12 protein-coding genes are annotated in these 13,757 nt (G+C 49.3%); 1 reads left to right on the forward strand and 11 read right to left on the reverse strand.

Translation table 11 applies throughout. The features are described from left to right. Positions 1-227 precede the first annotated feature (227 nt). Genes ABGV42_RS28570 through ABGV42_RS28585 form a run of 4 tightly spaced genes read right to left on the reverse strand, consistent with a single transcriptional unit; the run spans position 228 to position 4,011 of the window. Positions 228-1,301: an ABC transporter substrate-binding protein gene (locus ABGV42_RS28570; protein WP_347384746.1), complete on the reverse strand. Its 1,074-nt coding sequence runs from the start codon at positions 1,299-1,301 to the stop codon at positions 228-230. Next, complete coding sequence (locus ABGV42_RS28575; protein ID WP_347384747.1) at positions 1,298-2,104, reverse strand: ABC transporter permease; 807 nt, start codon at positions 2,102-2,104, stop codon at positions 1,298-1,300. Before ABGV42_RS28575 ends, ABGV42_RS28570 begins: the two co-directional genes overlap by 4 nt. Next, entirely contained in the window at positions 2,079-2,912 is an 834-nt protein-coding gene (locus tag ABGV42_RS28580) for an ABC transporter permease (RefSeq protein WP_347384748.1), read from the reverse strand. Before ABGV42_RS28580 ends, ABGV42_RS28575 begins: the two co-directional genes overlap by 26 nt. Then, entirely contained in the window at positions 2,902-4,011 is a 1,110-nt protein-coding gene (locus ABGV42_RS28585) for an ABC transporter ATP-binding protein (RefSeq protein WP_347384749.1), read from the reverse strand. The genes ABGV42_RS28580 and ABGV42_RS28585 overlap by 11 nt, the downstream gene beginning before the upstream one ends. Before the next feature lie 259 nt (positions 4,012-4,270). Between ABGV42_RS28585 and ABGV42_RS28590 the strand changes: the two genes are divergently transcribed. After that, the gene (locus tag ABGV42_RS28590; RefSeq protein ID WP_347384750.1) at positions 4,271-5,626 is read left to right on the forward strand and encodes an MFS transporter; all 1,356 of its coding nucleotides are present in this window, start codon (positions 4,271-4,273) and stop codon (positions 5,624-5,626) included. 104 nt (positions 5,627-5,730) lie between these two features. On the opposite strand, the gene ABGV42_RS28595 is transcribed toward ABGV42_RS28590, so the two are convergent. The 7 genes from ABGV42_RS28595 to ABGV42_RS28625 form a co-directional block, all read right to left on the reverse strand. Then, complete coding sequence (locus ABGV42_RS28595; protein ID WP_347384751.1) at positions 5,731-6,939, reverse strand: nitric oxide synthase oxygenase; 1,209 nt, start codon at positions 6,937-6,939, stop codon at positions 5,731-5,733. 127 nt (positions 6,940-7,066) lie between these two features. Next, positions 7,067-7,546 (reverse strand): Dps family protein, encoded by a 480-nt coding sequence (locus ABGV42_RS28600; protein ID WP_347384752.1) that lies wholly within the window; start codon positions 7,544-7,546, stop codon positions 7,067-7,069. A gap of 336 nt (positions 7,547-7,882) precedes the next feature. Next, the gene (locus ABGV42_RS28605; protein ID WP_347384753.1) at positions 7,883-8,623 is read right to left on the reverse strand and encodes an HAD family hydrolase; all 741 of its coding nucleotides are present in this window, start codon (positions 8,621-8,623) and stop codon (positions 7,883-7,885) included. Positions 8,624-9,125: 502 nt separating this feature from the next. Further along, positions 9,126-10,865, reverse strand: coding sequence for an adenine deaminase (locus ABGV42_RS28610; protein WP_347384754.1), 1,740 nt, complete (start codon positions 10,863-10,865; stop codon positions 9,126-9,128). A 94-nt stretch (positions 10,866-10,959) separates the two neighbouring features. Further along, on the reverse strand, positions 10,960-12,018 hold the full coding sequence (locus tag ABGV42_RS28615; protein ID WP_347384755.1) for an ABC transporter ATP-binding protein: 1,059 nt from the start codon (positions 12,016-12,018) through the stop codon (positions 10,960-10,962). Positions 12,019-12,036: 18 nt separating this feature from the next. Further along, on the reverse strand, positions 12,037-12,828 hold the full coding sequence (locus ABGV42_RS28620) for an ABC transporter permease (protein ID WP_095360095.1): 792 nt from the start codon (positions 12,826-12,828) through the stop codon (positions 12,037-12,039). A gap of 6 nt (positions 12,829-12,834) precedes the next feature. Continuing rightward, complete coding sequence (locus tag ABGV42_RS28625; RefSeq protein ID WP_095290986.1) at positions 12,835-13,656, reverse strand: ABC transporter permease; 822 nt, start codon at positions 13,654-13,656, stop codon at positions 12,835-12,837. Positions 13,657-13,757 lie beyond the last annotated feature (101 nt).

Raw genomic sequence — 13,757 nt, forward strand, 5'->3', positions numbered from 1 at the left:
CTTTCTTTCAGAAAGCTTTTAGGCGCACGCTTCGCTTCTACAGTTTGTCTGTCCTCTCCGTTCCGTGTGATCCTAAAGTTCATCTTATATACCAATGCAAGTACATTTTGCTCTAAAGGTAAGGATAAGAGAAAACCCCGATAATCCTGAAATGGATCATCGGGGTTTTGAATTTATACACATATTCAAGTATGCAGCTCCTGCTGCATCTGTTATGCCCATCAGTGTTATTTGCTGTGCATTTTAAACTCAAGGAACAAGTCATTATAATGCGAAAGCATTTTTTTACCCAGATTATCGTACACTTCCAGCTTACTTGTCAGTGAATCATCCGGATAGAAACGCTCATCACTGGAAATATCCTCTGGCAGCAGTTTAAGCGCCTCGGCGTTCGGTGTGGAGTATCCGACATATTCGGCATTACGTGCGGCATGATCAGGGTCCAGCATAAAGTTGATAAACTGATGCGCTCCTTCAATGTTGCTTGCCGTCTTCGGAATGACCATGTTATCGAACCAGAGGTTCGATCCTTCCTCAGGCACCACGTAATCCAGTTTATCGTTCTCATCCATAATCTCCGAAGCATCTCCGGACCATACGAGTCCAACTGCCGCTTCCTCGTTGGCCAGCAGCATTTTGATCTCATCACCGACGATGGCTCTGACGTTCGGCGTCAGGGTAGACAGTTTCGCCAGCGCCTCCTGCAGATGGTCTTCATTGGTGTCATTCAGGGAATAATGCAGACTGTTCAGTCCCATCCCAATGACTTCACGGGCACCATCCAGCAGCAGGATCTGATTTTTCAGACGCGGGTCCCATAGGTCATTCCAGCTCTCAAACGTCAATCCGTCAACCAGCTCAGGATTGTAGACAATCCCCACCGTTCCCCAGAAGTACGGAATGGAGTACTGATTGCCTTCGTCAAAGGACAAGTTCAGAAAATCAGGATCAATATTGTGCAAATTGGTTAATTTGCTGTGATCGAGTGGAACGAGCAGGTTCTCTTCTTTCATTTTGCTAATCGCATATTCGGAAGGAATCGCTACGTCAAAGGTTGTTCCTCCCTGCTCAATCTTGGTGAGCATCGCTTCATTGGAGTCAAACGTCTGGTAGATGACCTTAATGCCAGTCTCCTCCTCAAACTCCGTCAGCAGATCCGGGTCGATGTAATCGCCCCAGTTGTAGATGGTCAGCGTGTTTCCGCCCGAGTATCCCTGACTCTTGTTGAGATAGGAAGCCAGAATCATCAGGGCAAAGGCTGCCACAAATACAATTGCAAACGTCCGTACCAGTTGCTTCATGGACGCAGCCCCCTTCCGGCAGGTGTCCGCGAGGCGCGGCGGTTAATGAAGTAATATCCAATAACCAGCAGCACCGTCAGCAGGAAGAGCAGCGTTGACAGTGCATTAATGGACAACGACACACCCTGTCTCGCCCGGGAATAGATCTCTACCGAGAGCGTGGAGTACCCATTCCCCGTAACAAAGAAGGTAACCGCGAAATCATCCAGGGAGTACGTCAGTGCCATGAAGAAGCCGGCAAAAATACCCGGTTTGACGTATGGCAGCACCACACGTGTCAGGATCTGCCATGAGCCTGCTCCCAGATCCCGTGCCGCATCCATCAATGTTGGGCTCATTTCCTGCAATTTCGGCAGTACCATGATAACGACAATCGGCACGCTGAACGCGATATGGGACAGCAGAACCGAAGTGAAGCCCAGTTTGATCCCAATCATGGTGAACAAAATCAGGAAGGATGCACCAATGATGACATCCGGGCTTACGATCAGGACGTTATTGAGAGATAACAACGTATTCTTGGTCCGTTTACGCCGCACATGATAGATCGCGAGCGCTCCTGCCACGCCAAGGATCGTCGAAATGGCCGAAGACAGCAGCGCGATAATAAATGTATTAAGTACAATGATCAGCAGCCGGGTGTCGGCAAATACTTCCCTGTACCATTCCAGTGTGAATCCTTCGAAATTACGCATGTGACCGCCGCTGTTGAAGGAATAGAAAATCAGGTACGCAATGGGTGCGTACAGGATCGCAAAGACGACAGCCAGATAGATGTTAGACAGCTTTCCGTTTCTTCCCATTACGCACCTCCTTCTTCCCTGATCCGGTCAGAAACATAATGATCGCCATCGCAATAATCAAAAAGACGGCAATCGTCGACCCCATCCCCCAGTCCTGGGTGACGAGGAAATGCTGTTCAATGGCTGTACCCAGCGTAATAACCCGGTTTCCCGCAATAAGGCGGGTAATCATGAACAGGGACAACGCGGGGATAAATACAGCCTGACATCCCGATTTAACCCCAGTGAGCGTCAGCGGAAAAATGACCCGGCGAAACGTCAGCCAGGGCGAAGCCCCGAGATCCCGAGCCGCATAGATCAACGAAGGATTCATCTCTTCCAGCGCGTTGAAGATCGGCAAAATCATGAACGGGATGAAGATATACACGGATACGAAGATAAAGCTGAAATCGGTGAACAAGATCTGCTGTGATCCAATGCCAATCACTTCAAGCAAGGAATTGGTCAGGCCGTATGTTCCGAACAGGCCGATGAAGGCATACGCTTTTAACAACAGATTGATCCAGCTTGGCAAAATGATAAGCAGCAGCCACAGCTGCTTGTGCTTCGTCCGGGTCAGCAAATATGCTGTCGGATACGAAACTAACAGGGCAAACACCGTAATCAACAGCGCATACCAGAATGAACTCAGTGTCATCTGCATATATACGGGCGTGAAAAACCGGGCATAGTTGCTAAACGTGAAGTTGCCCTCCACATCAAAGAACGAATAATAGACAACCAGCAGTACCGGAGCGACAACGAACAGCACCATCCATAATACATATGGAATCAGATACGCATTGCGTGTACTCGCCTTACTCTGCATGGACGGCCTCTTGATAGGCTTCAAGTCGTTTGTCGAATTCTTCCTCGGTCTCATTGAAGCGCATGACGTGAATGGCTTCCGGATCAAAATACAGCCCAATACGTTCGCCCACAACTGCTTTCTTCGTGGAATGTACCAGCCATTCGTTGCCTGCATCGTCATAACTGGAAATCTCGTAATGCACCCCACGGAACAGCTGGGAGTCGACATTGACCTTCAGCTTGCCTTGATCCACGGTCGTAATCTCTAGATCCTCCGGCCGAATTACAATCTCCACCGGCTCGTTCGGCTGCAATCCCTGGTCGACACATTCATATTGTGCGCCAGCGAATTCCACCACGAAATCCTGTTTCATCTTGCCCGATACGATGTTTGATTCCCCAATAAAGTCCGCCACAAACCGGTTAATCGGTTCATCATAGATGTCATTCGGCGTACCGCTCTGCTGAATCACACCACCGTTCAGGACGAAAATTTCATCCGACATCGCCAGCGCTTCCTCCTGATCGTGCGTGACGAAAATAAACGTAATGCCCAGACGCTGCTGCAGCTCACGCAGCTCATACTGCATTTCGGTTCGGAGCTTCAGATCGAGTGCAGACAATGGCTCGTCCAGCAGCAGGATCTCAGGTTCATTGACAATCGCACGTGCGATGGCGACCCGCTGGCGCTGTCCACCGGACATTTCGCCAATCTCGCGGTTTTCATACCCGGACAGGTTGACGAATTTGAGGGCTTCCAATACTTTGCTGCGTATTTCAGCCGTTTTCATCTTTTTGATCCGCAAGCCGAAAGCCACGTTCTCGAATACATTCAAATGCGGAAATAACGCGTAATCCTGAAATACGGTATTGACCTGGCGCTGGTGGGCAGGAACACGGTTGATCAGTGCTCCGTTAAAATAAATACTGCCCTGTGTCGGCTCCGCAAAGCCGGCGATCAGCCGCAATATCGTCGTTTTGCCGCAGCCCGAAGGGCCAAGCAGCGTATAAAATTTACCCCGCTCAATCTCGAAGCTGACTTCCTTCAATACGGCTTCATCCTGATCGTATTGCTGGGTCACCCGGTCGAACCGGATAATTGGTTGTTGATCTGACATGTTTCATCTCGCCCCCTTAAACTTGAGGTACAACTTACCCTGTACACTGTCAATAAATACATCGTTAATACAAATCCCATCTATTATATATGATTCAGCTATATCCGCAATGGTTTTGATGTAAACGCAGTGTGTCTTTTCTTCTTATTTTCACAAATCCTGCATACATTACGTTTATATGTCGATATCTACGCATACCTATAGGCGATTGGAAGGATTCTTATGCTCACCTGAGTCCGTAGGAAAGGAGTCTTCGAACGTGGACATTCGCCGTAACCTGCCTTTGTTGATGATCATTTGTTTTCTTAGTCAGATGGGCGGCTTCATGATCCTTCCTCTGTTTCCTTTGTTTATTGAGGAATTTGGCCTGTCCGGCTGGATGATGGGTGTTATTTTTGCACTCTTTTATGTTGGAAAAGTCATTGGAGGGGTTCCGGCTGCGGCACTCTACCGCAAACTCGGAGGTCAACGGGCGCTGATCGTCATGCTGCTCATTCTCGCGGTCTGTATGGGTGGCTTCGCAGTCTCTTCTGCTGCCCTTCTGTTCGGTTTGCTGCGGCTGCTGCAGGGACTCGCTTCTACCGGACTTACGGTCATTGTGCGCTCCATCATCGGGGATGGGGGCAATATTGACAACCGTGGTCTGTACAATGGATATATCAGCAGCAGTGAAGGTGGAGGTATGGTTCTTGGTCCGGTGATTAGCGGCTGGCTTGCGCTGCACTGGCCGCTGTCGGTTCCTTTTTTGCTCGTTACACTATGCTGCCTGATAGCCATGGGAACTGCTATGGGAATGAAGACTAGGCCTGAATCTGAACAGATGTTTAAAAGCGACGAGCGAGAGCAGATGCCAGATCTGGACTCCGGGGCAGAATCAGACATTCCGATTAATCATGCCCATGAGAATAAACGGCTCCCTTCGGCATCTAACGATACCGCCATTAACGATATTACTGTGGACGATATCGCTGCTGCTTCTCCAACATCCGCTGCTCCAAAATCCAGTGCTCCCGCTCACATCATTGCAGGCACTTCGGCAGGTCTAACCCCGCGACACCAGTTAATCGGTTACGGTACGGTACATTTTCTCGAGATGAGCGCCTATGCGGTATTTCTGACATACTTCGCCCTCTATGCTGCCCATATAATGCACTGGGACCCGTTTGCAACCAGCCTGGCTTTTACCGTGGCTGGAATCTCCACACTGGCTGCCGCACCAGTAGCCGGTTATCTATCCGACCGCATGGGTGATCGACTGCTGCTCTGCATGCTCGGCATGTTGATGATCGGCATTGAAGTGGTTGTTTTTCTGAGTACCGCTTCTTATGCATGGGTTTACGTTGGCATGCTGATTGGCGGGGTGGGCGGTGCCTGTTACATGGATTCATTCTTTGCGCATATCGGGGACCACATCCCTGATGCAGGTCGAAGCGAGGTCATTGGCAAAATCGTCTCTGCGGCTGAGATTGGTTCCATCGTTTCTCCTCTGATTGCTGCGCTGCTTGTAGAGTACGTTTCGCTTTACGCCGTATTTGTGTTCAATCTGGTCCTGATCGCTGCTGCTATCGCTGTTCAAGCCGTAATGCGAAGCAGGTACAGATCGAAACAGGGGTAACGTACAAGACCGCTCACACAAGTGGGCGGTCTAGCCTTTTAATTTCTTCCTATTAAAGAGATGACATGTTGTGCAAATAGGCAAAAAACAACCCGCTCGCACATCTAATGTGCAAACGGGCATCTCAAGGATGAATCTCCGGCCTCTGGCTGATGATGATTTACATCCGTATTCTGTTTTTCAACATTATATTGTTCAGCTCCAGATGACTCTCCATCCAGTCTATACGCTGGATCCTGACGGAAAAAGTTCGGTCTCACGATTTCATTGCGATAGGAGCTGTGGAAAATATGGGTCGTTGCCGGAGAAACGGGTGGAATCAGCCAGACCCAATCCCCAGTTAGCTCGCGTCCCGCCACTTCCTCCCTCTGCTCAAACAAAGCAAATTGCGCTGCCGCTGTATGGTGATCCACAATGCTGACGCCTGCTTTCTTGAAGGAATGCAGTACAGCTACATTCAATTCAACGAGTGCGCGGTCCTTCCATAGCGTCGTTTCGCTTGATGTATTCAGTCCAAGTGCTGCTGCCACTGCAGGTAGTTTATTGTACCGGAATGTGTCCGCCAGATTACGTGCACCAATTTCGGTCTCCATATACCAGCCGTTAAACGGCGCAGCCGGATAAGAGATGCCACCGATCTCAAGCCGCATGTCCGCAATCATCGGTACACCGTACCAACGCATGCCGAGTTCGGCAATTTCAGATCGTTCGGGGTGTTCAATTTCCACTTCCACAATGTCCTCATGAGGTACAGCATACCATTCGGGAGCTTGACCTTGTGCCTGAATCATGAGCGGCAATACATCGTGATCTCCCCCTGCCCCTTGCCAGCCAAGTGACATAGCCGCCTTCGTCAATTCCACGGATGCAGGATCTCCAATGATACCTTGATCCGTCTCATATCCGGCATAACGGATGAGCTGGTGATTCCAGATCCGTACAGGAGCTCCGCTTGGCCCACTCGGCGGAAGAATTGTAATCATGGGGATAATCTTGCCGCCATTGGACGCCACGCGGATGTGATTCAACACGGCTTCTGCAGCCGTTCCGGCTGTGTCTGCATGACGCGCATCCACAATCCGCAGCTTGTCCCAGAACAATCGTCCGATACAGCGGTTGCTGTTCCGCCATGCCATTTTGCAGCCCTGCTCCAATTCTTCGGTGGTATGCACATAAGTGCCCGTATCATCAATCTCCTGATGAACAGCAATAAGCCGGGCCTCCGCGTCTTCTCGCGAATGGCCCAGCTCTTCATAACATGTATATATAAACCGTTCAGCTTCTCCCTGCAGTTGATCCAGGTCTGTCCGCATCGTTCATTCCACCAATCTGTACATCTTGAATGCCATTATTATACGGCAAGCACACCGGATTTGTAAGCGAACGGGGACTTTGTTCACGGACTCTACATATCGTTGTCAGGATGCGGGTTATCTTAGCTTATTTGCCCAGAAATGCGTTTAACATCCAGATTTCTTTATCCAATGCCGCTGTGAATCCAATCAGCATATCCTCAGTAGCGTTATCCTCTGCTTCTCCTGCTGCATGGATGCCTTGCTCAATCACTTCCACCATGGTGCGCAGATCGGCAACCACCGACTCTACCATACGTTCAGCAGACAGCTGTCCCTGTGCCTCATCAATTGGAGATAAACGAAGCTGTTCGGACATCGTAGCTACCGGACGTCCACCAATAGCAAGCAAGCGTTCTGCGACTTCATCCATGTTCGCAGTAGCCAGGTTATACAGTTCTTCGAATTTGGCGTGCAGTGTAAAGAAATGTGGTCCTTGAACATACCAGTGGAAATGATGCAGCTTCGTATACAATACGGACCAGCCTGCAATCTGGCGGTTCAGGACGTCTTGCAATGCTGCGGCGTGGTTTGCAAAAGTGTTCGTTGTGGTTTGAATTGTGCTCATGGATATATTCCCCTCTCGTATACCAATATTATTTGATTTAAGGTCATGTAATTCTGATTCAATTTCTTTTCCTTTAATTTAGACTTAATCTAAATCTTGTTTTAATTATAACACCACCCTTCTACTTTGTGAAGGCTTTAGCCTACTCTTCCAGATGAAGATTCCATGAAGCTCCACTTCATCTTCCGATAGAAGTGAGATCTTGCCTCTTACCAGAATACACACAGCATTTATACCTCGAATTCACTCGATGTGCAGCGATCATCCTCACATTTTTCACAACCCAAAGATCCCTGTTACAAGGTAACAGGGCTGCATCAACACACATATCACTCTTTATTGTAGAACAAGCTCGGATGTAAGAATGCGAGTTATTTCATTATAATCTCGCGCCACATGATGGGGCTGATGGTTCGATTCCGGCAGAGCATCCCGATGGTTGAACCAGATGACATTCCATCCGGCATTTACCGCACCTACCACATCATTACGCCATGAGTCCCCGATATAGTAACTGGAGCGAGCATCCGTGCCTGTCTGTCTACTCACATGTTCGAACAATTGCCGGTCGGGCTTGGCATACCCGATGGTACCTGAGATGAAGATTCTCTCCTCGGGAACGAGGTCAAACACATTCAGTGCTTCGAGCTTGCGTCTCTGATGTCTTCCCTCCCCATTCGTGATGAGTCCTACAACGTGTCCGTCTGCCATAAGACTCCTTATCAGATCATAAGCACCTACAAATGGCTGAATCTGAAACTGTCTGCTCAGATACTGCGCTTGCAGTGCTTCAGCCTGCCCCTCTATTAAAGGTACGCCGAACTCCTTCATCGTCAGTTCAAATCTGCGTCTGCGCATCCGTTCCACGGCTTCTGCCTCCGGAACGGCAGAGAGCCCCTCCTGATCGGACAACCAGTCGCTGTAGTAGCGGAACCGGTGATAAACCTCGGCATAAGGAACATCATTGGCTAGACCAAGAACCTCCTGCAATGCTCCTCTAAGGGGCTGCAAGTGGTCATACAATGTATCATCCACATCAAAAAATATGGCTTGATGAGTTTGGTCTTTGGATAACATATTGGACCTCCTTCTCTATCTTCAATGAAGTGAGTTATATTTCACTTATAAAATTAATAAGCGATTTGAATATTATGGGAATAAACTTTAATAAATGATACAATAACTTTTTAACGAATTTGCAAGGAGGCAGCCAAACTGCATGACATTCTCCACATACCCGAAAGAAAAGAAACAACAAAATATCTATAGCTTAGTCCTAAATCTCATTCTTTTCGTGGTTGCTGCATTTGTACTAGTTTACGCCTATTATACTTACGATGCCAAACCCTCTTCCAGCTATCTGTTAATCGTAATCCCGATGACGGGGTGTGCAATAAGGTCAGTGTACCACGCAGTAATGCTCATAAAAATGAAGAAGCAGTAAAAATGAACATTGAACGTGGAAAAGAAAGATCTATGTTTATCTCGCCTTAAACCAACTGCAAAAAAGGTAGATATACTGCACTCTTTCTACAGTATACCTACCTATTCATGTTCTTCAATTGAATGAACTATCCTTTCATTCTGCAACCAACAGTACAACCTTGCCTGCATTGACATCAATCAAACCGTGATCCGTAATTTTCAGCGCAGGGCTCACTGCAAGGGAGTGGGTGCTGATCGACATGATCGGATTGTAGTGCACATAGCCAAGAGACAGCATGGCTGCACGCAACTCCTTCACTTGATGAGACACAACCGCGAGCGGTTCTTCTGTCAGAATGCCTCCTACAGGGAGTTCCAGGTGAGACAGCACTTTGCCATCCTCTACCACACAGAATCCGCCCTGGCTCGAAATAACCGTGTTAGCCGCCAGAATCATATCTTCACGGTTGCGGCCAACGACCAGAAGATTGTGGTTATCATGGGAATATGTCGTGGCGATGGCTCCCCGTTTAATCGTATCTCCACCGATCAAACCATGTGCCCGATTGCCGTTCACACCATACCGTTCAAAGGTAGCAATCTGTCCATATCCACTATCTTCCCACTGAAGTTCGCCACTCGCTGCCTGAACCTCTGCGATATGCTCTTCCACAAAGGTCGAGCCGTCCTTCACCATCATCACGCGGCAGTTGAATGAACCTTTATCCGCATGAGCAGCGGTACCCATAACTTTGGGATCGCTCAAGGAAATCGTGAAGTCCTCGGCTGTCAGCTTATCCAATTGTACACTTTTATAAAAATGGGACGGAAACTGCCCCGTCATCCGTTCCTGCTTATACGGTTCGTAGTCGTCATAAGCTTTTCGGCCATTTTTGTACACTTGATCAATCGCCAATGTCTCCAGATTGGATACCAGAACATAATCGGCCACTTTACCTGGGGCGATGCTGCCCCGATCTGTCATTTTCATTCGCGATGCAGGCGTAGACGTTGCTGCGTAAATGGCATCTTCCGGGCGCATGCCCATGCGAATGGCCTTACGCACAATATGATCCAGATGACCTCGTTCCACGAGAGAGTCCGGCATAACGTCATCCGTCACGAAGCAGAAATGCTGAGCCACATCATGCCGAATCAGGTAATCCATAACCTCAGGGGTCATTGATTTCTCCTGGATCTCAATGAACATGCCTGCTGCAATCCGCGCCTGAAGTCCTTCAATGCTCTGATGGGTATGATCCGAGTCCACACCCGCATAGATCAGTCGGTGCAGATCCAGCCCTAGCAACTTCGGTGTATGACCTTCGATCACGAGATCCGGATAATTTTCGCGAATATGCTGGAGAATCTGGTTGGTCTTGCATTCCGGGTCGCGGATGACATCTACGTAGTTCATGATTTCACCCAGACAGATGATCTCTCCGGTTGCCAGAAGCACATCCATATCTTCGATCTCAATGGACCCGCCCGTTGTTTCCATCGGCGTTGCCGGAACGGAGCTCGGGATGGCATAGAACATGTTGACCGTAGTCTCACGACTCGCAGCCATCATCTCCTGCACACCTTCCAGCCCAAACACATTCGCCATCTCATGCGGTTCCGCTACAATGGACGTTACTCCACAGCGGATCAGGCCATGGGAAAAAGTCGCCGGTGTTACCATTGTACTCTCAATGTGCAGGTGAATATCGATCAGGCCAGGAATCATGTATCTTCCCCGGGCATCGATCACTTCGTCTGCCTGGATCAGCTCAGGTCCGCCTGGTCCGACATACATGAATCTGCCATCAAGTACAGCGACGTTGTTCAATTCAAACCGTTTATAATAACTGTTATACACATTTACATTCACAATCAGTTGATCTGCGCGCATGAGCATAATCTCCTTCTCCATGAGCATTTTGCATCAAATAAACGATGCAAAATGCCTCTGTTGCTGCTTCCTGCTGCTATTCACTACATTACTGCTATTCAACGAGGACAAGCTTGTCCTGCGGGAAAATCAGGCTGACACGCTGCCCGCTGAGGTACGGTGTCTCCATCTCCTGGTTTGCCGTAAAATCACCCAGCTCTGTCTCGATGACATACTGATAGCTGCGTCCCAAATACGTGCTTACCTTCACGATGCCTGGCAACGCATTGGCCAGATCAGCTGACGTATCCCCGCTAACGATCAGATCATCCGGGCGGATCGCACCTTTGCGAGCCCCGGGACGTGCCGTTCCGGGATGAGCTGTCGCCGTAAACAAACGGCCTCCCGCTTTCAGCGAGATCCGGTCTCCTGCATCGCTCCGTTCAGCAAACTCAATAAAGTTATGGAATCCAATAAATTGGGCTACAAATTCCGTTGCCGGATATTTGAAAATGGTCTCCGGGCGGTCGAGCTGCTCGACCACGCCTTTGTTCATGATGGCCACCTGATCCGAGATGGAGAAGCACTCTTCCTGGTCATGGGAGACATACAGCGTCGTAATACCAAGCTCCTGTTGAATCCGGCGAATCTCCACCCGCATGTTAAGTCGCAGGTTGGCATCCAGGTTACTGAGCGGTTCGTCAAACAGCAGCAGATCCGGTTCAATTACGAGTGCGCGGGCTATCGCCACACGCTGACGCTGTCCACCGGACAGCTCCTGCGGGAAACGTTTCTCAAAACCGTTCAGGTTTACCACTTCCAGAATACGCATAACGCGTGCAGAGATATCCTTGTCTTTTACCTTGCGCATCCGCAGGCCGAAGGCCACGTTGTCATAGACAGACAGATGCGGGAAAAGCGCGTAACTCTGAAATACAAATCCGAAATTCCGCTTGTTTACCGGAACCTTCGTATAGTCCTTGCCGCCGAACATAAACTTGCCCTGTGTTGCTTCCAGGAATCCGGCGATGAGGCGCAGCGTAGTTGTTTTGCCGCAACCGCTCGGCCCGAGCAGGGAGAGCAGCTTACCTTTTTCCAGCTCCAATTGAAAATCCTTCAGGATCGTCTGGTTATCGTAAGCCACCGATACGCGATCCAATGTCAGCAATGCCATAGCGTTCTGCGCCTCCAATTAACGTTTAGTAAAGTATGAAAATCCGCCCATGATCCGTTCGATCACGAACATTAAAAGTCCGGTCAGTACCATCAGCAGCACGGAAATGGCTGCAATTGTCGGGTCAAAATAGTTCTCAACGTACGTCAGCATCTGAATCGGCAGTGTACTTACCCCTGGTCCGGTCATAAACACGGAGATATCCACGTTGTTGAACGACTCCAAAAAGGCAATCAGCACGGCCGCAAGAATCCCCGATCGAATGTTGGGCAGCACGATCTGGAAGAACGTTCTTACCCGTCCTGCGCCGAGACTCAGTGCAGCTTCTTCCACCGCAAAGTCAAAGCTCGACAGACTGGATGCAATGACGCGAATGATAAATGGAAGCATGATAATCGTATGACCGATCAACAGACCCAGATACATCGGCAGGTGGTAGATGACGATCAGGTATTTCATCAATGTAAAGCCAAGCACGATTCCCGGAATGAGCACCGGAGACAGGAACAGTGCATTCAGCACGGATTTGCCTTTGAAATCGTAACGACTAAGTGCATACGCAGCCGGAACTCCGAGAAGCAGCGCCAGCAAGTTCCCCAGCAGGGAAATGATGATGGACGTCTGGAACGTGCGGAGGAAACCGCCTGTGTTAAAAATATTTTCGTACCAGCGGAAGGAGAAGCCCTCCGGTGGAAATTTGAGTACCGTTCCCGGTTCAAACGAAGTGACCGAAATGATCAGAAGCGGGCCCAGCAGAAAGATAAAGACCAGCAGACTGAACAGGCCCAGCCCGATATGTTTCTCCCGCATATGTGTCTACCCCTTCGGATTTAAAGTTTTGGCCATTTTGTTCATGACACCGACCACGACAAACGTAATGACAATCATAATCGCGGCAACGACCGAGGCCAGATACCAGTCGTTGAGGGTCATGGCGTTTTGATACAGGAACGTGGCGATAACGCGCTGCTTGCCTCCAAGAAGCGCAGGTGTCGTATACGCCGTAAGGCTTCCGACAAAAACAAGCACGGCTCCGATGACAAGCCCTGGCACAGCCAGTGGGAATACGACCCGGCGGAATGCCGTAATACGGGAAGCTCCCAGACTTTGTGCCGCTTTGAGCAGATCATTGTCGATGTTCTCAAGCACACCGACCAGAGAAATGATCATGAGTGGCAGGAACAGGTGAGTCAGACCGATCATCATGGCTGCCGGTGTGTACAGGATATCCAGCGGCTTGTCCACGATCCCCAGGCCAACCAGTGCATTATTGATCAGACCTTTGCGTCCAAGAATGATCATCCAGCTAAACGAGCGCACAACCGGGCTTGTCAGCAATGGGAAAATGGCCAGTGCCAGCAGGATTCCTTTGCGGCGCGGCGCTTTCTGCGAAATATAATAAGCTGTCGGGAATCCGAGCACCACACAGACAAGGGTGGTGACCACGCTGACCTGCAGCGTCGTAAGCAATATTTTCAAAAAGTAAGGGTCTCTGAAAAAATGCATGTATCCTTCAAACGTGAAGGAGTTTTCCTGGAAAAACGTTGATCCGATCGTCAGGACAATCGGAATGATCATAAATGCCGCCAAAAACACGAACCCTGGCAGCAATAGCCAGTAGATTACTGATTTCTTCATCGCGGTACTCCTGACTTATAAAGTGGTTGTATTCCTACGTTCCATTTAGTCACATTTCAAAAATATAGTACTCTACGTTAATCGCACCAGCCGTTCCGGTT

Source organism: Paenibacillus pabuli (assembly GCF_039831995.1).
In the GTDB taxonomy this organism is placed as follows: Bacteria; Bacillota; Bacilli; order Paenibacillales; family Paenibacillaceae; genus Paenibacillus; species Paenibacillus pabuli_C.